The organism is Streptomyces swartbergensis, assembly GCF_002148965.1.
GTDB lineage: Bacteria > Actinomycetota > Actinomycetes > Streptomycetales > Streptomycetaceae > Streptomyces > Streptomyces swartbergensis.
The window spans coordinates 1-20,418 of record NZ_NGFN01000148.1 but is presented as its reverse complement, the minus strand read 5'-3'; the positions used below and the strand labels follow the sequence as shown (position 1 = coordinate 20,418).

Here is a 20,418-nt window from a genome sequence, read left to right as displayed (position 1 = left end):
CTCAGGGGCTGCGGGGTCGTCGGGGCGGGTCGCGACGTCAAGGGTGTCGAGTGTGTCCAGGCAGAGGGGCTCGACGTCATCCGGGCAGTCGAGGGTGGGCAGTAGCGCCGAGTCGCTCAGCAGCAGCCGGACGCCTGCGTCGCGCAGGATGTACGCGGTGCGCTCGGGCGGTGCCGTGGGGTCCAGCGGCAGGTAGGCGGCGCCGGACTTGAGCACCGCCAGCAGAGCGGTCACCAGCGCGGGGGTGCGCGGCAGGCAGAGCGCGACCACCGTGTGGCGGCCCGCACCGCGGGCGCGCAGTACCCGGGCGAGCCGGTCTGCCTCCGCGTCGAGGGCGGCGTAGGTGAGGCACGTGTCGCCCTGGACCACCGCCGGCCGGTCGGGGGTGGTGGCGACCTGCCGCTCGACCAGGGTGTGGACGGTGACGGCGGGGAACTCGACGGCGGGGCCGCGGCCCGCCTCGACGAGGGCGCCGCGCTCCTCCTCGGTCAGCAGCGGCAGGGCGGAGAGCCGGGTGGCGGGGGCGGACACCGCGTGGCGCAGCAGCGTCTGCCAGATGCCCAGGAATCGGCGGGCGGTGGCGGCGTCGTACAGGTCGGTGGCGTACTCCAGGGAGCCGCGCAGCCCGTCGGGCGCCTCCTCGACGAGGAGCGTGGTGTCGAACTTCGCGGTGCCGGTGTGCACTTCCTCCATACGGCACTCCAGGCCCGGCAGGCGCGGGGCCTCGGAGGTGGCGTTCTGGAGGATGAACATGTGCTGGAACAGTGGGCTGTGGCTGAGGGTGCGCGGCGGCTGGAGGACCTCCACCAGCTGCTCGAAGGGCAGCTCCTGGTGATCGAAGGCATCCAGCGCGGTGGTCCGTACCCGTGCCAGCAGGTCTTCGAAGGCGGGGTCGTCGGCGGCGTCGACGCGCAGCACCAGGGTGTTGACGAAGAAGCCGATCAGCGGCTCCACCTCGGGGCGCAGCCGTCCGGCCACCGGAGTGCCGACCGCCAGGTCGGCCGCGCCGCTCAGCCGTGACAGCACCGCCGACCAGGACGCCAGCAGCACCATGAAGGGGGTGCAGCCATGGGCGCGCGCCAGCTCCTGCACCGCGTCGCGGAGAGCCGCGTCCAGGTGGAAGGGGACGGCCGCGCCACGGTAGGACTGCGCGGCGGGGCGGGGCCGGTCGGCGGGCAGCTCCAGCAGTTCGGGCAGCCCGTCGAGGCGCCGCTTCCAGTGTTCGGCCTCGTCGCCCAGCGCCTCGGGGGTGAGGTGGGCGCGCTGCCAGGCGGCGTAGTCGGCGTACTGGACGGGGAGTTCGGGCAGCCCGCCCGCGACGTCACCGTGGCCGGTCGCGCCCTGCTCGTTCTCGAGGCAGGCGCGGTACAGGGCGAACAGTTCGCGGTACAGGACGCCGAGCGACCAGGCGTCGGCGCTGATGTGGTGGACCGACAGCAGCAGATGGGCCCGCGCGGGGGTCTCGCGCAGCAGTACCGCCCGCAGCAGCGGGGCCTCACTGAGGTCGAAGGGACGCCGGGCCTCGGCGGCGGCGAGCTCCTCGACCGACTCGACCTCGGCGAGGGCGCGTTCGGGCAGCGCCACCTCAGGGACGTCGACGACCCGGGCCACCGGCTGCTCGTGGGCGACGGAGATGACGGTGCGCAGGGCCTCGTGGCGCCGGACCAGTTCGGTGAGGGCCCGGCGCAGCGCGCTTACGCAGGTGTCGTCGAGCTCACCGTCGAGGGTGACCCGGCCGGCGAGGACGTAGGCGGCGGCACCGCTGTCCGGCAGCATCTCGGCCATCACCCACATGCGCTGCTGCCCGAAGGAGAGCGGCAGCGGACCGGCGTCCCGGTCGAGGGGCGTGACCGGTGGAAGTGTGCGCGGGCCGTCGCCCCGCGCCTCCCGCAGCAGGCCGATCAGGGCGTCACGCCGGGCGGACAGCCGGGCGCGCAGTTCCTCGTCCAGAGCGCCGGGCGGGGCGCTGAAACGGATCCGTCCCTCGTCCTCCCAGACGCGGATGTCACGGGAGCGCAGCTCCGCGAGGAGTTCAACCGGTGATGTCACAGCTCTCCCTCTTCCCTCTCCGCCGTGGTACCGGGCGAGTCCGGGTTACGCGCCGCGGGTCCGGCCGCCGCCCACAGCAGGGTCTCCAGGCTCTCCGCGACTCCGGCCACGGTCGGCCGGGCGAACACGACCTGAGCGGTGAGGCCGACGCCGTGCTCCTCGCTGAGCCGCAGCGCGGCCCGGGTCACAGCGAGTGAATGGCCGCCCAGCCGGAAGAAGTCGTCGTCACGTCCGACCGAGCCGACGCCCAGGACGTCGGCGAAGACGGCGGCGACGGACTTCTCCAGCGGCGTGCTCGGCTCCGCCCCGCCGACGCGCTCCACCACGGGCGCTGGAAGGCGCTTGCGCTCGACCTTGCCCGCGACGGTCAGCGGCAGCGCGTCGAGCGTGACGTACAGGGTGGGCACCATGTACTCGGGCAGCCGGTCCGCGCAGTGCCGCCGCAACTCGTGCGGCGTCAGGTCCTGCCCGGCGGTCACCACCCAGGCGACCAGGGCCTGTTCGGCGCCCTGGCCACGGGCCGCGACCACGGCCTCGCGGACGCCGGAGTGGCTCAGCAGGGCGGCCTCGATCTCACCGGGCTCCACCCGGAAGCCGCGCACCTTGACCTGGTGGTCGATGCGGCCCAGATATTCGATCGCGCCGTCACCGCGATAGCGCGCCAGGTCGCCGGTGCGGTACATCCGTTCCCCGGGCCGGTACGGGTCCGGTACGAAGTGTGCGGCCGTCAGTTCGTCCTGTCCCAGGTAGCCGAGGGCCAGGCACGGTCCGGAGACGCACACCTCGGCGGCGACGCCCTGCGGTACCGGCTCGCCGTGCCGGTCGAGGAGGACGACGCGCACGTTGTCCACGGGCCGTCCCACCGGGGGCACTGGCTCCCACTGGTCGGGCGCGCCGGTCAGGGTGTGCGAGGTGATCACATGGGCCTCGGAGGGGCCGTACTGGTTGTGCAGGACGGCTTCCGTGCGGGTGAAGAAGGTGCGGAGTTCCGAGGTGATGTGGAGCTGTTCACCGGCGGAGAAGACCTCCCGCAGCGCGGTCGGCCACTGCTCGCGTACGGCTGCCACCTCGGCGAGTTGTTGGAGCGCGACGTACGGCAGGAAGAGCCGGGTGATGCCTCGCTCCACCAGCCAGGGCAGCAACTGAAGCGCGTCTCGGCGGGTTTCGGCATCGACCAGGACGACCGTGCCGCCGGCCGCCCACGTCCCGAAGGTCTCCATCATGCAGATGTCGAAGTGCAGGGGGCTGAACTGGAGCGTCCGGTCGTCGGCTGCGAAGGGGAAGGCCGCCGTCTGCCAGGCCAGCAGGTTGGCGAGGGCACCGTGCCGCATCACGATGCCCTTGGGGCGGCCGGTGGAGCCGGAGGTGTAGATGGTGTAGATCGGGTCGTCGCGCCCGGTGACGGTGGCGAGTTCGGCCCCGTCGCGGTCCGACCAGTCCAGCTCGTCGAGCCGCAGCAGGCGGGTGCCGTCGGTCGTGTCCAGCGGTGCGTCGCTCAGCAGCAGCGGGCAGTGGGCGTCGTCGAGGGTTCCGGCGGTGCGGTCGGCGGGATGGTCCGGGTCCAGGGGGAGGAACGCCGCGCCCGTCTTCAGGATCGCCAGCATTGCGACGATCTGCCGGATGGAGCGGTGGGCGTACAGCCCGATCAGAGTGGACCGGCCGACGCCCTCCTCGGCCAGCAGCCGGGCGAGCTGGTTGCTCTCCGCCTCCAGCCTGGCGTACGTCCATGACTCGGTGGCGTGCTCGATGGCGGTCGCGTCCGGGCTCTGCGCCGCCCGCTCGGAGAGGTATCGGTACACGGGCCGGTCGAGATCCACCTCGCGGTGCGCGCCGTTGCGGCCGTGCACCAAGTGGTCGCGCTGCTCGGCGGTGAGCAGGGCGAGTCGGGACACCTCGGTACCGGGGCCCTCGACGGCGGACACGGCGAGCTGCTGGAAGGTCGCGGCCAGCCGCTCGGCGGTGTCCCGGTCGAAGAGGTCCGCCGCGTACTCGAGCGAGCACGAAAGTCGCTCTCCCTGGTCCTCCACAAAGAGGGTGAGGTCGAACTTCGCGGTGCCGTTGTGTACTTCCTCGCGGCGGGCGGTGAGCTCCCCGGCCCGGATGTCGCCGAGCGGGGTCTCGTAGTACGTGAGCATGTTCTGGAAGACCGGGGCGTGGCTCGGCGACCGGTGTGGCCGCAGGGCTGCGACGATCCGCTGGAAGGGCACCTGCCGGTTCTCGAAGCCCTCCAGGAAGGTGCGCTGGACCCGCCGCAGCAGACCGGTGAAATCGGGATCGCCGGACAGGTCGATGCGCAGCGGCAGCGTGCCGACGAAGAAGCCGACGAGGGTGGCTACTTCGGGGCGCTCCCGGTTGCTGACCGGAGTGCCGATCACCACGTCGTCGGTGCGCGCGTGCCGGCCGAGCAGCACCGCCCACAAGGCGAGCACCGCGACATACGGGGTGACCTGCGCCCCGGCGGCCATCTCGCGCAACCGGGCCGTCGTCGCGGGGTCCAGGACGAAGGGCACGGTGCCGCCGCGGTACGACTGACTGACCGGCCTGGGACGGTCCGCGGGCAGCTCCAGGAGCGGCGGCGCGCCGTCGAGCCGGTCCTTCCAGTAAGCCAGCTGTTCGGCCTCGGTCACCGGGGAGAGCGCGGCGCGCTGCCACTCCGTCGCGTCGATGGCCTGGACGGAGAGCGGGGGAAGGGCGCTCGTGTCCGCCGCGTACAGCGTGAACAGTTCGTCGAAGAGGACGCCGAGCGAGGCCGCGTCGGCGGCGATGTGGTGCACGGCCAGGAAGAGGTACGCCTGCTGTGGCGCGATGGTCGCGAGGACGGCTCGCAGCAGGTTCCCGCCCGCCAGGTCGAAGGGTTCGCGGGCGACCTCCTCGGCGAGGCGGGCCAGGGTGGCGTCCCGCTCCTGGTCGGTGAGGCCGCTCAGGTCCTCGTGGACCAGCGGCAGCGGGGCCGGCGGACACAGGGTCTGCTCGGGCGCTCCGTCGGCGCCGGCCCGGAACGCCGTGCGCAGTGACTCGTGGCGCCGGACGAGGTGGCTGAGGCAGTCGGTGAGGCGCTCGACGCGCACCTGTCCCGTCAGGCGGACCTTGCCGCTGAGGACGTACGTGGGCTGGTGGCCCTCCATCTGGTCCAGGAGCCACAGCGATTCCTGCGCCAGTGACAGGGGGAAGGCTCGGCCGTCGCGCGGCAGCGGCCGGACCGGCTGTTCCGCGGCGGCCTCGGCCCGCAGATGGCTGAGCAGCCCCTCCTTGTGCGCCCGCAGCTCGTCCCGCAGCTCGGCGGTGAGGGCCCCCTTGGCCGCGGAGACCCGCAGCTGGTCGCCCTCGGCACGTAACCGGACGCGTGCGCGACGCAGTTCCCCGAGCAGCTCCGCGAGCCGCTCGGGTCCTTCCGCGGTGTCCGCCGTCTTGACGAGGTCCCCGTTCACAGCGTGATCTCCTCTCGTTCCTCGTCGCCGTCCAGTGCGCCGAGCACCTCGGTGAGCAGGCCCAGCACGTGGTCCGTGAGCTGCTCCACGCTGGGCCCTTCCAGCAGCCGCACCATCGGCACCACGACGCCCAGGTCGGCCTTGACGCGGACGCGCAGTTCGAGGGCCATCAGCGAGTCCAGGCCCATCTCCACGACGGGCACCTGCGGGTCGATGTCCTCCGCCCCGGTCTGGAGCACCGCGGCAAGCCGCTCGGTGAGGTAGTCGCCGACGATCATCCGCTGCTCCTGCGGTTCTACCTGCGCGCAGCGCTCCAGCAGTTGCGCGGAGCCGCCGGTGCCGCCGAACTCGTCGAGGAACGCGGCGAACTGGCCGGTGGCGCGGGCGGAGGGCAGGGCGGTGAAGACCTCGGGCCAGTCGAGGCGGGCCACCGTGACCTGGGCGGGCCGGCGCGCCAGCACACGGCCGAAGACGTCGAGGGCCTCAGCCGGTGCCATGCTGCCCACGCCGAGGCGGGACAACTGGTCGAGGCCGCCCTCGCGCACGGCGAGGCCGATCCCGTTCCAGGGGCCGTAGCCGAGCGCGACGGCGTCCGTGTCCCGGCCGCGCCGGTGGTGGGCGAGCGCGTCCAGGAAGGCGTTGGCCGCGGCGTAGTTGGCGGCACCGACGCCGACCGGCCCGAAGACCGCGGGCAGCGCCGACACGAGCAGGAACAGCGAGGCGTCCCCGAACACCCGGTGCAGGTTCCACGCCCCGGCGACCTTGGGCTCGGCCACCTCGCGCAGCTGCTCGACGTCCAGCCCCGCGAGCATGGCGCCGCGGGCGATGCCCGCCAGGTGCGCCACACCCACGACCGGGGGCAGGCCCTCGCGCTCCAGTTCCGCGCGGAGCGCCGCGACGTCGTCGGCCCGCGCCACGTCCGCCGCCGCGATGTGCACGCGGACACCCCGGCCGGTCAGTCCGTCCACGGCCACGCGCTGAGTGTCGTCGCTCACCCCGCGCCTGCCGACCAGTACGAGATGGCGCGCCCCGCGCTCGGCCAGCCACCCGGCCAGGGCCAGTCCGAGGTCGCCGAGGCCGCCGGTGAGCAGATAGGTGCCGTCCGGGTCGATGTCCGGCGCGGCGGGGGCCGGGGCCGCCATCTCCTCGGCCCGGACCAGGCGGGCTGCGAGCAAACTGCCGTCACGTACGGCGAGTTGGTCGTCGACCGGGATTCCTTCGTCGGGGCGCGCGCCGGTGAGGACGGCGCTCAGCAGCGTGGCGGAGGCCGCCTCGTCGGGCGCCGTCCGCGCGTCGAGGTCGATCAGGCCGCCCCACAGCTCCGGGTGTTCGGCGGCCAGGACCCGGCCCAGTCCCCAGACCGGGGCCTGGAGGACACCCGCGGCGGTCACGGCCGTTCCTCCCGCCGGCTGGGCGCCCCGAGTCAGCAGCCACAGGCGCCCGCAGCGCGTGGGGACATCCACGTCGAGGCAGGCGCGCACCAGGGCGAGCGCGGCCTCGGCGCCGCTCTGCTGTGCGGCACGGACCTGGTCGGTGGTGGCGTCCGGGAGGTCGGGCGCGTCCAGCGGCCGGGCCAGCACCACGCCCTTGAGCGGCCCGTCCGCGAGGGCGCCGTAGAGGGCCTGGCGGATGCGGGCGGCATCGGAGGCAGCGTCGGCTTGTACGACATCGACGGAGTCGCCCGCTTCCCGCAGGGCCGTGGCGAGCGCCTCGCCAGTGCCCGCCATGTCGGCGAGGACCAGCCAGCGCCCGGACTCGGTGTCCGCCGCGCGCGCGGCGGACACCGCGGTCCAGTCGGTGCGGTAGCACAGGTCGCGGCCGGGGGCCCCGCCGCCGTCCTCGGGGTCCACCAGGCGCATCCGCAGCCCCTGCGCGTACGCGACGGTCCCCTCGGCGTCGAAGAGCCGTACATCGGCGAGGAGTTCGTCACCCGTCTCGGCGGCCGGGGTGCGCACCACATGGGAGTAGACCTCGCCCACCGGCTGCCGGTACGGCTCCAGCGTGCCGACGCCGACGGGGAGCGTGAGCGCCCCGCTGCCGCTGAGGGCGCCGGGTGCGAGCGCCCCGAGCAGCAGAAAGGCGTTGTCGAGGAGGGCCGGATGGAAGACATAGCCCTCCTCGGCCCACCGGGCCGGCAGAGTCAGCCGGCCCAGGACCTCGCCGTCGCCGACCCACATCCCTTCCAGGCATCGCATCCGGGGGCCGTAGGCGGCACCCGCCCGCTCGACGTGGTCGAAGAACTCCGCCACCTCGACGGTGTGACCGCACCGGGCCTTGACCACCTCCGGGTCGTCCTCCCAGGCGGGCGGCGAGGGGGAGGCGGCCGGAATGCGCGCCACGGCGCTCGCGGGCTCCGGCAGCGTCCGGTCCACCGCGGCCTCACGGACCTGCGGATCCTGCTCCGCGAGCCGACGGAGCCGGTCGAGGTGGGGCAGCCCGTCGAGCACCTGCGCCGTGGTGGGGCCGAAGTCCAGCAGGCAGGCGACCTCGTCCACGAACGGGGCCAGCCGGCGCACCAGCGGCAGACAGGACTCGGGCGAGCCGATCAGCGAGCGGGAGGAGGCGAACCGGTCGTACAGGAAGCCGGCGAACTGCGTCAGCTCCGCCTCCGGCAGGGCCTCGATGTCCGTGGCGGAATCCCGGCCACGGCTGCTCGCGAGTCCCTTGAGCAGGCCCATGTTCCCCTTCAGATAGGCGCAGTAGGGGTCTCGGGCCAGCTCGGTCGCGGTCTCGGCGTCGGCGCCCACGAAGCTGTGCAGCATGACCGTGACCCGGCCCGAGGCGGGGTCGAGACCCGCATCGGCCCGCGCCTTGCGGTAGACCTCGACGTTCTCGGCGAGCCCGTCCACGCCCTGGTCGAGCAGGTGGGTGAGGAGATTCGCCCCGGTCCGCCCGGCCCGGGCGAAGCTCGCGGGCGAGCTGGCCGCCGTCAGCCACAGCGGCAGCTCCCGCTGGACGGGGCGCGGGTAGGTGCGCAGGCTGACGGGTTCGCCGGTGCCGCTGGTCGCGGTGATCGCCTCGCCCCGCCACAGCGCGCGCAGCTGCTCCATGCCCTCCTCAAGGTGGCGGGAGCGCTCGGCATACCGCTCGGGGAAGTAGGCGAAGTCGTTCGGGTTCCAGCCGGAGGCGAGGGAGATCCCGGCCCGGCCGCCGGACAGGTTGTCCACGACGGCCCACTCCTCGGCCACCCGCAGCGGGCTGTGCAGGGGCAGCACCACGCTACCCGCGCGCAGCCCGATCCGGCTGGTCTCGCGCGCCAGGGCGGCGTGCAGCAGGGCCGGGTTCGGGTAGAGCGAGCCGAGCGGGGTGAAGTGCCGCTCGGGAACCCAGACGTTCTCGAAGCCGTGCGCGTCACCGAACCTGGCGCTCTCCAGCAGCATGTCGTACCGGGCGTCTTCGGCCAGCGCGTTCTCGTCACTGGCGAAGAACATCAGGCTGAATTTCATGACGCGCTCTCCCCGTTCTTCGCGCTCTCCGCGCTCTTCGCGCTCTTCGCGCTCTCCCCGTGCCGCCCGCGCTGCCCGTTCCCCACGTGCTGTACGGGCACCATGCGGGCCGAGGCGTGCTGGGTCCACTTGGTGGCGGTGTCGCCCTCGGCCTTGCTGTGCACGGTGAAGGCCAGTGCTCCGTCGGAGCCGTCCCGCAGTCCGACCTGGACGATCCGCGCGCCGTCCGGCGGGATGCTCAGAACGCTGTGGTAAGCGACGTCCTGGAGGCGGTACGGCACGCCCGGCGCGAGCTCGCGGGCGGCGGCGAGCGCCATGTCGATGTAGCTGGTGCCCGGTGCGACGACCCGCCCCTGGATGACGTGGTCGTCCAGGACCGCGACCTGGTCGCGGGCGAGCGACCGCTGCCACACATGCCTGCCGGGATCGGCCGCCACACCCTCCATACGCCGCCCCAGCAGAGGATGACGGCCGGGCTCCCCGGCGAGGACGACGCCGTCGGCGGGCGCTGCCTCCAGAGTGTCGGGCAGCCAGAACCTGCGGCGCTGGAAGGGGTAGCCGGGCAGCGCGGTCGGCCGCCCCGAGTGCACCCGCGCCCAGTCCACGGCCACGCCCGCCGCCCAGGCGGCGCCCAGCGCGTCCAGCAGCGCGCGCTGTTCGGGCCTCCCGGAGCGCAGCGAGGCCAGCCACACCGAACCGGGCTGTCCCTGCCCCTTCGCGGACTCACGCCGCACCGCGCGCCGGGCCAGCGGAGCGAGCACCGCGTCCGGCCCGACCTCGATGCCCGCCGTGCACCCCTCATGGCTCAGGGTGGCGATCGTGTCCGCGTACCGGACGGTGCCGCGCAGCTGCTCCACCCAGTAGTCCGGGGTCGCCATGCGGCGTCCGATCAGCTGGCCGGTCAGCGAGGAGACCACCGGGTGCTGGGGAGCGCGCATCCGCACCCCTTCCGCCGCGGCACGGAACTCCTCCAGTACGGGGTCCATGAGCGGTGAGTGGAAGGCGTGCGACGTACGGATCTGCTGCGCGACGACGCCCGTTTCCGCCAGGTCGTCCACGGCCTTGGCGACCGCGGCGGCGGCGCCCGAGAGCACGACCTCGCCCGGTCCGTTCACGGCAGCCAGCGCCACCTCGTCGGCGTACGGGGCGAGGGCCGCGAGCGCGCGCTCCTCGCTCACCCGCACGGCGTACATCACGCCGCCCGGCGGGAGGCCCTGCATCAGCCGGGCGCGGGTGCCGAGCAGAGCCAGCGCGTCCTCCAACGCGAACACCCCGGCGAGGGTGGCCGCGACGAACTCGCCGACGCTGTGCCCGAACAGGTAGTCCGGCTCGACACCGAGCGAGCGCCAGAGCTGGGCCAGGGCGTACTCCGTCGCGAAGATCGCGGGCTGGGCGTACTCGGTGCGCGCCAGTGACTCCTCGTCCCGCACGACTTGGTGCAGGTCGAAGCCGAAGCGTTCCTTCAGCAGCGCCGCGCACCGGTCGAACGCCTCCCGGAACACCGGCCACTCACGGTGCAGTTCGGTGCCCATGCCCACCCGGTGGGAGCCCTGGCCGGTGAAGAGGAAGGCCATCACGGGGGCCTTGCGCGGGGCGCGGCCACGGGCGACCGCGGCCGCGGGCCTGCCCTCGGCGGCGAAGCGCTCCAGGGCGGCACGGGCCTCCTCGGCAGAATCCGCGGTGACGGCGAGCCGCTCCGGGAAAGCGGTCCTGCCCTGGGAGGAGGTCCAGGCGAGATCAGCCAGATCCCCGGGGCCGCTGCCGGTCCGGGCGAGCCGGTCGGCGTAGCGGGCCGCCAGGTCACGCAAGGCCTCGGGGGTCCGCGCGGAGAGCAGCAGCGCCTCAGGCCGCCGTGCCTCCTTGGTACCGGGGACGGCGGCCGGCGTCGGCGCCGCCGAGAGCACCACATGCGCGTTGGTCCCGCCAAAGCCGAAGGCGCTCACCCCGGCGGTACGCCGGTCCTCGGGCCAGGCCAGAGGAGCGGTGGGGATCTCCAACGGCGAACCGGCCGCATCGATGTGGGGGTTGAGTCGGGTGAGGTGGAGGTGCGGCGGCACGGTGTCGTGCTGAAGAGCCAGGACGATCTTGATGAAACCGGCGATACCAGCCGCGGACTCCAGGTGGCCGATGTTGGTCTTCACCGATCCGAGATAGCAGGGCCCGGCGGCGTCCCCCTCGGCGGCCGGCTCCGTCAAAAGCGCCTCGGTCAGGGCCTCGTACTCGATGGGGTCGCCGAGTGCGGTGCCCGTGCCGTGGGCCTCGATGTAGCCCAGCTCACGCGGAGCGATGCCCGCGGCGCTCCAGGCAGTGCGCAGGACCTCCGTCTGGGCGCGGCCGTGCGGGGCGGTCAGGCCGTTGGAGCGGCCGTCCTGGTTGACGGCCGAGCCCCGTACGACGGCGAGCACGCGGTCGCCGTCGGCCAGCGCCAGCGAGAGCGGTTTGAGGATGACGGCCCCGCAGCCCTCGGAGCGCACGTAGCCGTCGGCGCGCTCGTCGAACGCCTTGCAGCGGCCGTCGGACGCCATCATCTGGGCTCGGGAGAAGACCGCGGTGAGGTCGGGGGCGAGGAGCAGATTGACCCCGGCGGCCACCGCCAGCGAGGACTCCCCACGGCGGAGGGCCTCGCACGCCTGGTGCACGGCGACGAGCGAGGAGGAACACGCGGTGTCCAGAGCAAGACTCGGACCGCGCAGGTCGAGGAGGTACGACAGCCGGTTCGCGGCGACGCTCAGGGCGTTGCCCGTGCCGTAGTACGCGCCCAGGGCGCCCTTCGCTCCGGCGGTGAGCCGGCTGTAGTCGTTGTTGCTGATGCCGACGAAGACTCCGGTGTCGCTGCCCGCGAGGTCGGCCGGGACGATCGCCGCGTTCTCCAGGGCCTCCCAGACGACCTCCATGAGGAGCCGCTGCTGGGGATCGATGGCCACCGCCTCGGCGGGCGAGACGCCGAAGAACTCGGGCTCGAATCCCGCGACGTCCCCGAGGAAGCCGCCCCAGCGGGTACTGGCGGTGCCGTCCCGCTTGAGCTCCGGGTCATAGAGCCTCTCCGCGTCCCATCGGTCGGCGGGCACCGGGGTGACGGCGTCGCCGCCGCCGTGCAGCAGCGTCCAGAACTCCTCGGTGTTCTCGGCGCCGGGGAAGCGGCAGGCCATGCCGACGACGGCGATCGGCTCGGCCGCGGCCGGCGCGGCGGGCGTGCCGGTCCGCGGGGCGGCCTGCGCGCCCGCCTCGTGCCCGGCACTCCGTCCGGCGAGGTGGCGGGCGGCGGCCTCAGCCGTCGGGTGCTGGTAGAGGAGGGCGGCGGGCACGCGGCGGCCCAGCTCCCGCTGGAGCGCGCCGGAGATCGCCACGGCGGAGGCCGAATCGACCCCATAGATGTGGAAGTTGGCGGTCGGGTCCAGCTCGTCCACGGCCAAGCCGGTGTGCTCGGCGACGGCGTCGAGGATCCGGCGTACCAACGCGTTCTGGTCCCCGTCGGCACCCGGCCCGTCCCCCTCGGTGTCGGGGCGCGGCGCCGTCCCCGGTGCGGTCCAGGTGGCCAGCGCGTCCAGGGTTCCTTCGAGATAGCCCTTGCGGGCGGCACGGCGGGCGAGCTTGCCGCTGGAGGTCTTGGGGATGGCGCGGGTGCGCAGCAGCACCAGCGCGTGCAGCGGCACATCGTGCTCTGCGACGACGGCCGCAGCCACGGCGGGGCCGATCCGCTCGGCGTCCGCGTCCTCGCCCCGCACCTCCTGGACGACGACGACGCGCTCCTCGCCGCTCACGGATTCCACGGAGAAGGCGGCGGTGCAGCCGGGCCGGAAGGCACGGTCGGCGGTCTCGACGGTGCGCTCGATGTCCTGGGGGTAGAGGTTGCGCCCCCGCACGATGATCATGTCCTTGATACGGCCGGTGATGACGAGTTCCCCGTCCGGCGTCAGGAATCCCTTGTCACCGGTGGCGACCCAGCTCGACTCCCCTTCGTCGACGAGGCGGTTGCCGAAGGTAGCGGCGGTCTCCTCCGTCCGGCCCCAGTACCCCTGCCCCGCGCTGGGGCCGCTGATCCAGATCTCGCCGACCTGGTAGGCGTCGAGGGCACGCCGGGTGGCGGGGTCGACGATCGCGGTCCGTTGTCCGTGGCGGGCGTGTCCGGCGCCGACGAGCGCGCGGGAGCCCGCGGTGCCCGGCGCGACCTCCACGATCCGGTCGTGCTCCAGCTCCGCCCCGTCCACATGGACGATGACGGCGCCGCTGTCCGGGAGGCCGCTGGAGACGTACACGGAGTTCTCGGCGAGTCCGTACGCCGGGTGCCAGGACTCGGGGCGGAAGCCGTGCTCGGCGTACATCGCCTCGAAGCGGGCGAGAGTGTCGGCGCGTACCGGCTCGGCCGCGTTGAGGGCCAGCCGCCAGTGACTCAGGTCCAGTCCGGCGCGGTCCTCGGGGCGGGTGCGGCGGACGCACAACTCGAAGGCGAAGTTCGGCGCGGCGCTGAAGGTGCCCCGGTAGTCGCTGAGGGCGCGCAGCCAGCGGGCCGGCTCCTGAAGAAACGCCTCGGGCGGCATGTAGACCAGCTCGCTCCCCCAGTAGAGGGCTTGAAGCAGATGGCCGATGAGCCCCATGTCGTGGAAGAGCGGCAGCCAGGAGACATAGACGGGGCTCTCGCTGTGTCCCATGGCGCGGGCCATGAGCTCCAGGTTGTGCAGGAGGTTGGCGTGGCTGAGCATCACCCCCTTCGGGTTGCCCGTCGAGCCGGAGGTGTACTGGAGGAAGGCCAGGTCGTCCGGGGTGATGTCCGGGTGACGCCAGTCGTCGGCGGCCTCGAGCGGAACACGGTCGGTCGGCGCCCAGCGGGCGTTGGGGGCGTACTTGTCCACCAGCGTGTCGCAGAGCCGGCCGGGGGCCGCAATGATCGAGGCCCCGCAGTCCTCGGCGACGGCGTTGAGCCGCGCCGCGTGTTTGTCGGAGCGCGGCGGATAGGCGGGAACGGCCGTCATCCCCGCGTAGAGGCAGCCGTAGAACGCGGTGGCGAATTCCGGACCCGACGGATACAGCATCAACACGCGGTCGCCCGGATCGCCCAGGGTCAGCAAATGCGACGCGATGGCACGCGCCCTCCGGTCGAGATCCGCGTAGCTCAGTCGCTCCGAGACCGTCACACCGTCGGCGAGAAAGGTGAATGCGGCGCGTCGGCCGTTTTCTTCGCCCCGCTGCCGGAGCAGTTCCACGAGATCCCGGGCCTGGACGCCCGGCGGCGTTGTTCGACGAATACCGCTCACGTCTACCTCTCTGAAGGCGGGCTCCGCGCGGTGCTTTTCAGGAGCAGTGCGTGCTGGAACGGAAGGCGAGCAGGTGGGGCGTGCCCCACCTGCCCGAGACAGGCCCCAGGGGTCAGGCCGAGGCGTCCTGCGGCTCCGTCGGCGGGTAGAACAGGTCGACGGCGGGCGCGGCACGCTTGAGCGCGCCGACCATCTCGTCGGCCGAGGCCAGCGGGATGAGCTTGCCCTCGGTGAAGGCACCGGTGGAGTAGCCGGTCAGCACGGCGGCGTGCGCGGCCTCCGCGTCCGGGAAGTCGACGACCACCGCGAAGTGGTATTCGACATCGCGGGTGAACCAGTAGTTGACGACCTTGCCGCCGAGCGAGCCGTAGAACTTAAAAGCGTGCTCGTCCCTGGCGATAATCGCCTGCGGGTCCTTGAGCACGCCTTCCACCACGTCCTGTGAATAGCGCGCGAGAATCATGTACTGCACGGAAAAGCCCCTCCCGGAGTGGGTCAGACAGAGTGGCGAAGCAACCGGAATCACTCGTCTCGGGGCCGGACTTGGGCGCTCGACATTCAGTGGAACCCCCGTTGCCACGGCCCGGCATTTTGAAATGCCATGCTGCCGACGCACGGTTCGAGGGGACAAGCGCCGTGTCAGCAAGACGACATCGGCTGTCGCGACGCGGTCAGGACCGTTGGCCCGGAGGGCGGGGCTCCCGCCCGGACGGGCGGTACACGAGCCGCCCGTCCTCGTACCGCCCGCGCTGGCGCCGCCCGCCCTGGTGCGGCTGCCGCACGAAGGTGTCAGCCCGGCCCTCGGTCAGCAGGGGCGGTGTGGGCGGGGGCCGGTGCACCGAGTCGCCGTCGTTCCGGTGGTTCTTCGCGGCGTTGACACGCCCCGCGCCGCGATCGAGTGAGCCAGGACGATCAGCGTGTGCATGCGACCGCCGGCTCACCGACCGAGTAACCGGTGTACTCGTTCGGCGACATCATCAGCCCACCGAGCCGGTCATGACCGCGATGGGCACGGACACGAAGCCCACCGTCAGGATCACCGCGAGGGTGTTCGCCACCGCCTTGAGAACCCTGTCCCGGCGGGCGTTGCCGACGCCCAGCGTCTGCGCCGCGTTCCAGAAGCCGTGCCGGACGTGCAGACCCATCGCCAGCATGGCCACGATGTAGATGACATTGCCGTACCAGGTGGAGAAGGTCCCCACCACGTTCTCGTACGGACGCCCCTCCTGGAACTCACCGCTGTGCACGGTGCCCGTCGTGATGTCCAGGACGTGCCACACGATGAACAGCCCCAGGATCACCCCACCCCACCGCATGGTGCGCGTCGCGTAACTGGCGCGCCCGCGCTTGTGCGCGTACTGGGTGGCACGGGCCTTCAGGTCCCGGCGACTGAGCTGGTACGCCGACACTCCGTGCAGCACCACAGCCGCCAGCAGCACCACACGCGCCGTCCACAACCCCCACCCACGGTGCAGGAAGGGCTCGCCCATCACGCGCAGCCAGTGGCCGTAAGCGTTGAACTCCTCCGCACCGAAGAAGATCTTGAGGTTGGCGATCATGTGCACGACAAGGTAACCCACCATGATCAGACCGGTGACCGCCATCACCGTCTTCTTGCCGATCGTGGAGCGCCACAGCAGCCCCAGCTTCGTCCGTGGCCGCCGCTGCCCTCGGAGAGAGCCGCCTTCCGCCTTCTGCCGCTCGGGGCGCACGCCCGTATCAGTTGCCATGGGAGCGAACCTAGGGAGCCGGATGACGATAAGTCCAAATCATAGATCTTGTAGTGATCATAGGCAGAACCTATCCGTGCAGCCCCTCACACCCAGCCACGCGCGGCGGCGAGCATGCCCGCCTCGAACCGGCTGCGTGCCCCCAGGCGCTCCAGCAGGCTGGCGACAATGCGCCGCACAGTGCGGTCCGAGAGGTCCAACTCCCGTGCGATGACACGGTCGGTCGCCCCCTGAGTGAGCATCAGGAGCACCTTGCGGTCCGTCGCGCCCAGGGACTGGTCACCCGCCTCGACGACGGCGTCGGCCCGTCCCCACAGCATGCGCGCCAGTGCGCGGAACGCCTCCAGCACCCGCCCGTCCCGGATCCAGGCGTAGTCGCACCCCTCGTCGAACGCCGTGGTGACCAGCGCCCCCGCGTCGGTCAACAGCATGGCTCCCGGCGGCAGTCCGGCGCTCGCCCCCACCTGGAACCCGCACGCCCGGTGCCAGTCCACGAAGTCGGCGATCTCCGGAGTGAGCAGCACCGTGCGGGGCAGCACGGTGCGCACCTCCCCCGCCCGCTCCCGCAAGTGGAGGCCACTGCGGTGAACCGATTCCAGCAGCGGCTCCTCCACCGAGGCGTAGTTCCAGTAACAGAAGACCTCGCCCGTACTCTCACCGACGACCTCCCGGGCCGCGGACCGGAGTTCCTCAACGGTACGGAGGCGCGGAGCGGACAGCGGGCTCAGCATGACTTCCGGTCCTCATCGAGGGACGTCGCGTCCGGCGGGCGCACGACAGGCGAATCGGGTGCGGGGCACGCTGGGCCGGGCGGCCCCTGGGCCGGGGGCGTGCGGGCGGCGCTGTCGTCGGCCGCCTCCGCCCCGGGCGGCCCGTCCTCCATCGGCAGCGCGCTGATCAGGCACACCACTGCCTCCAGGCCCCCGTAGGCCAAGGACCTCAGCCGGAGCCGTCCCCCGGAGGACTCGATGAGCTTGGTGGCGATGGAGAGCCCGATACCGCTGCCGCCGGACGCGTCCCGGCTCCAGCCGCGCTTCAGCGCCAACTTCCTTTCCACGTCGGACAGTCCTGGGCCCTGGTCCCGCACCGAGATGCGCAAGCCGCCGTCCACCCGCTCGACGCGGACCTCCACCACGCTGTCCTCGGGCGCGTATTTCAAGGCGTTGGCCAGCAGCACGTTGAGGGTCTGCTCCACCGCACCGATCCTGGTCATGGCCCAGGCCCGACGCGGCATGCTCAGCTTCAGCCGGACGCTGCGCGCCTCCGCGACCGGCGCCCACCCCCACACGCAGTTCTCGGCGACACCGCACACGTTCTCGATCTGGACACCCGGCACGTCGGGCGCCGACCGGGCGTGCTCCAGGAGATCCGTCAGCGTGCGGTCCAGCCGGTCCACATCGGCCAGCGCGCGGCCGATGCGCGCCCCCTCCGCGTCCGCGAGATGGGGGCGCAGGTTCTCGAGCCGCAGGCGCAGCGCGACCATTGGGTTGCGAAGCTGGTGGGCCACGTCCGTCAGGAAGTGCCTCTGCTCCTCGATTGCGGACTGGATCACGGATCCCAACTGGTTGATGTCCCGGGCGAGTTCGCGCACGGCGGGCAGAGCGGCGGCATCGGTGTCGACCCGGACATGGAACGCACCCTCGGACAGCGACCGTGTGGTGTCCCGCAGCCGCTCCAGGGAGGACTGCGCCCGGCGGCGCAGCACCACCACCGGCAGCAGACACAGCGCGGTGCCGACCGGCACCAGCGCCGCCAGCGCGAACCAGGCCATAAGGATCTCGCCACGCAATCCGGCGGCGGATTTCTCCACCAGGAGCGTTCCGGAGGTCCCGGCCGGCCCCAGAGCGCTCGCCACGGCGATCCGCTCATGGCCGCCGGGCGGCATCCCGCGCGGCAGCTCCACGGTGCGGGTGCCGCCCCGCGGGGAGAGCCGCTTCGCCTCCGCCACCAGGTCGGCAGGAGTTCCCGGCGACGTCACCACCGTGCCGTCCGCCCTCCGCGCGACGGCACTGGCACCATGCACGCGGGCCAGTTCGGCCAGTAGGCCCGCCTCGTCGGCTTTCTCCGGGGACTCTCGCGCCAGGGCCCGGACCAGCCCGGGAGCCGCCTCCCGGCCCGTCCGGTGCATGTCCTGCACCGCGCCGTCCACCATGTTCTCGCCGAGCAGTAAACCGAGCGGTACCAGCAAACTGATGAGGACGCCACCGACCACCAGGGCCTGGACCGTCCCGTACATCTCACGCATCGGATATCTCGGGCGTCAGGTCCGACGGCGGGTGGAAGCTGAACCCCACCCCGCGCGACGTTCTGATCCACTCCGTGCTGCCGAGCTTCCGCCGCAGGCTCGCGACGTGCGTGTCCAGTGTCCGGCCGCTGCCCATCCACTCCTGGCGCCACACCTCCGCCAGCAGAAACTCCCGGGAGAACACCCGGCCCGGAGCGCTCGAGAGCAGCACCAACAGGTCGAACTCTTTGCGTGTAAGGTGCACGTGACGCCCCATGACCCGCACCTCGCGGCGATCCCGGTCGATGCTGAACGCCCCCTGGGTGACGACGGTGTCGGCGCGCTCCTCCTGGGTCCCGTGTGCGCGGCGCACCACCGCGACCATGCGCGCCAGCAGCTCCTGCAGCCGGTACGGCTTGACCACGTAGTCATCCGCGCCCAGGCGCAGGCAGAGCACCTTGTCCATCTCGTCCGACCGCGCCGTCACGGCGATGATCGGGGCCCGGCGGACATCGCGCAGCCCCCGGCACACCTCCAGCCCGTCCATGTCAGGCAGGTTGAGGTCGAGCAGGATGACCTCACCCGGGTCCTGCACCCGTAACGCCGCCCGGCCGGTGGACACATGGTCCACCGTCCAGCCGTGGTCCTCCAGTCCTTCCGTGAGGGCGCTCGCCACCTCTGCGTCGTCCTCCACCAGCAACACCTTCATACGACCCCCGTTGGTCAACATATGACTGTGAGACGTAAGTCAACGTACGTCAGACATCCCACATGTCGTGCCCGCTACAAACTTTTGACGTTGTGTTACAGATGTACAAGCACGTTTCTTTCACTGCCGCCCTACTGTCGGAGGCCCGGTAAGCCACTCCGGGACGCCAACGGGGCTCGCGAAGGGGATAGTGCGCGCGATGTGGAGGTTCCTGACAAAAGCTGCGCCCAGGTCGCTGACCGCCTGGGTACTGTGGGGCCTCATTTTCGGCGCCGCCTTCGGGGCCGCGGCACCCGGACTCGCCGTTCGTCTGCACGTGGTCGCCGACGGCTTCGTGTCCATGATGATGCTGCTGATTCCGCCGATCATCTTCACCACCGTGGCCGGCGGCATGGCCTCGCTGGGCAGTGGACGTCAGATGCGCCACCTCTCGCTGAAGGCCCTGATCTACTACGAGGCGGCCACCGCGGCCGCCCTCGTCATCGGGCTGCTCGTCGGAAACCTGCTCTCCCTGCTGCCTCTCCGGGAGGTCCCGCAGGAGCAAGCCGCCGATCAGGTCGCCTCACTGCGGAACCAGGTCGAGGACTTCTCCACCGGCCTCGACACCCTCCTCCCGGAGAGCTTCTTCTCCGCCTTCACCAGTGGAAATCCGCTGCACGCGCTGTGCGTCGGAGCGCTGATCGGCGGTGCGATGATCCTGGGAGGTGAACGGGTCGTCCCCGTACTGGACTTGATCAACCGGTGCAGTCACCTGCTCTTCTGTGCCGTACGCCTCGTCCTCGTCTGTGCCCCGCTGGCCGCCTTCGCCGGCAGCGCGTACACCGCCAGCCGGTTCGGTGTGATGCATCTGAGCGGGCAGCTCTATCTCTTCCTCACCTTCGCTCTCACCTGCACCGTCGTGGTCCTCGGCGGGCTGGGTCTGCTGGCGCGGCTGCACGGCTGGTCGCTGCTCGGCCTGCTGAGGTACCTACGGCACGAGATACTGCTGGTCATCGGGACCTCGTCCTCGGGCCCGGTCTTCCCCCGCGTCCTGCGCAAGCTGGAACTGGCGGGAGTTCCTCGGGCGACGAGCGCCCCCCTGATGGCCGGCGGCCAGTCCCTGCACCTGATCGGCACCTGCATCTACCTCACGCTGGGCGCGGTCTATGTGTCCGCCGTGACAGGGAATCCACTCTCCCCCACGGACCAGTTCCTCTTCGTCGTCCTGGCGATGGTGATGTCCAAATCGGCGGTCGGTGTCACCGGTTCCGGGCTGCTGACGCTGGTCGCGACGGTCTCTTTCACCCATTCGTTCCCGCTCACGGCGATCGCCCTGCTGATCGGCATCGACCGCTTCATGTCGGAGTTCCGGGCCATCACCAACCTGATCGGGAACGCGGTCGCCACCCTGGTCATCACCCGGTGGGCCGGACAACTCGACCTCGATCGACTGCACCTGACGCTGTCGGCGCGACGTCCTGTCGAACCGGACCGGCCCGGCGAGGACACCTCCGTCGTCGAGGTCCGCATTTCCGACGACTGACCCACCCGGAAAAACACCACGCACGCCCTCGCTTTTCCACCCGTATGCCCACCCATGC

The 20,418-nt window shown here is 71.9% G+C and carries 10 protein-coding genes; 1 reads left to right on the top strand and 9 read right to left on the bottom strand.

Annotation, left to right across the window (positions count from 1 at the left end; all coding sequences use genetic code 11):
• The 9 genes from CA983_RS23045 to CA983_RS23005 form a co-directional block, all read right to left on the bottom strand.
• A partial coding sequence (locus CA983_RS23045; protein ID WP_143645538.1) for a condensation domain-containing protein occupies positions 1-2,049 on the bottom strand: 2,049 nt, incomplete at its 3' end.
• Complete coding sequence (locus CA983_RS23040) at positions 2,046-5,477, bottom strand: non-ribosomal peptide synthetase (RefSeq protein ID WP_086602794.1); 3,432 nt, start codon at positions 5,475-5,477, stop codon at positions 2,046-2,048. The genes CA983_RS23045 and CA983_RS23040, both read right to left, overlap by 4 nt.
• A complete protein-coding gene (locus CA983_RS23035) occupies positions 5,474-8,923 on the bottom strand; it encodes a MupA/Atu3671 family FMN-dependent luciferase-like monooxygenase (protein ID WP_086602793.1) in 3,450 nt (1,149 codons plus the stop codon). Before CA983_RS23035 ends, CA983_RS23040 begins: the two co-directional genes overlap by 4 nt.
• The gene (locus CA983_RS23030) at positions 8,920-14,175 is read right to left on the bottom strand and encodes a type I polyketide synthase (RefSeq protein ID WP_158101881.1); all 5,256 of its coding nucleotides are present in this window, start codon (positions 14,173-14,175) and stop codon (positions 8,920-8,922) included. Before CA983_RS23030 ends, CA983_RS23035 begins: the two co-directional genes overlap by 4 nt.
• Positions 14,176-14,287: 112 nt before the next feature.
• Positions 14,288-14,638: a GYD domain-containing protein gene (locus tag CA983_RS23025; RefSeq protein WP_244207064.1), complete on the bottom strand. Its 351-nt coding sequence runs from the start codon at positions 14,636-14,638 to the stop codon at positions 14,288-14,290.
• Between the two features lie 514 nt (positions 14,639-15,152).
• Positions 15,153-15,905 carry a succinate dehydrogenase gene (locus CA983_RS23020; protein WP_086602790.1) on the bottom strand — a complete coding sequence of 251 codons (753 nt, stop codon included), beginning with the start codon at positions 15,903-15,905 and terminating at the stop codon, positions 15,153-15,155.
• A gap of 86 nt (positions 15,906-15,991) precedes the next feature.
• On the bottom strand, positions 15,992-16,636 hold the full coding sequence (locus CA983_RS23015) for a helix-turn-helix transcriptional regulator (protein WP_086602789.1): 645 nt from the start codon (positions 16,634-16,636) through the stop codon (positions 15,992-15,994).
• Positions 16,630-18,141 (bottom strand): sensor histidine kinase, encoded by a 1,512-nt coding sequence (locus CA983_RS23010; protein ID WP_143645537.1) that lies wholly within the window; start codon positions 18,139-18,141, stop codon positions 16,630-16,632. Before CA983_RS23010 ends, CA983_RS23015 begins: the two co-directional genes overlap by 7 nt.
• A 1-nt stretch (position 18,142) precedes the next feature.
• Positions 18,143-18,823: a response regulator transcription factor gene (locus tag CA983_RS23005; protein WP_244207061.1), complete on the bottom strand. Its 681-nt coding sequence runs from the start codon at positions 18,821-18,823 to the stop codon at positions 18,143-18,145.
• Between the two features lie 214 nt (positions 18,824-19,037).
• Here CA983_RS23005 and CA983_RS23000 point away from each other — a divergent pair, with 214 nt between their 5' ends.
• A complete protein-coding gene (locus CA983_RS23000; protein ID WP_086602786.1) occupies positions 19,038-20,360 on the top strand; it encodes a cation:dicarboxylate symporter family transporter in 1,323 nt (440 codons plus the stop codon).
• Positions 20,361-20,418: the final 58 nt, after the last annotated feature.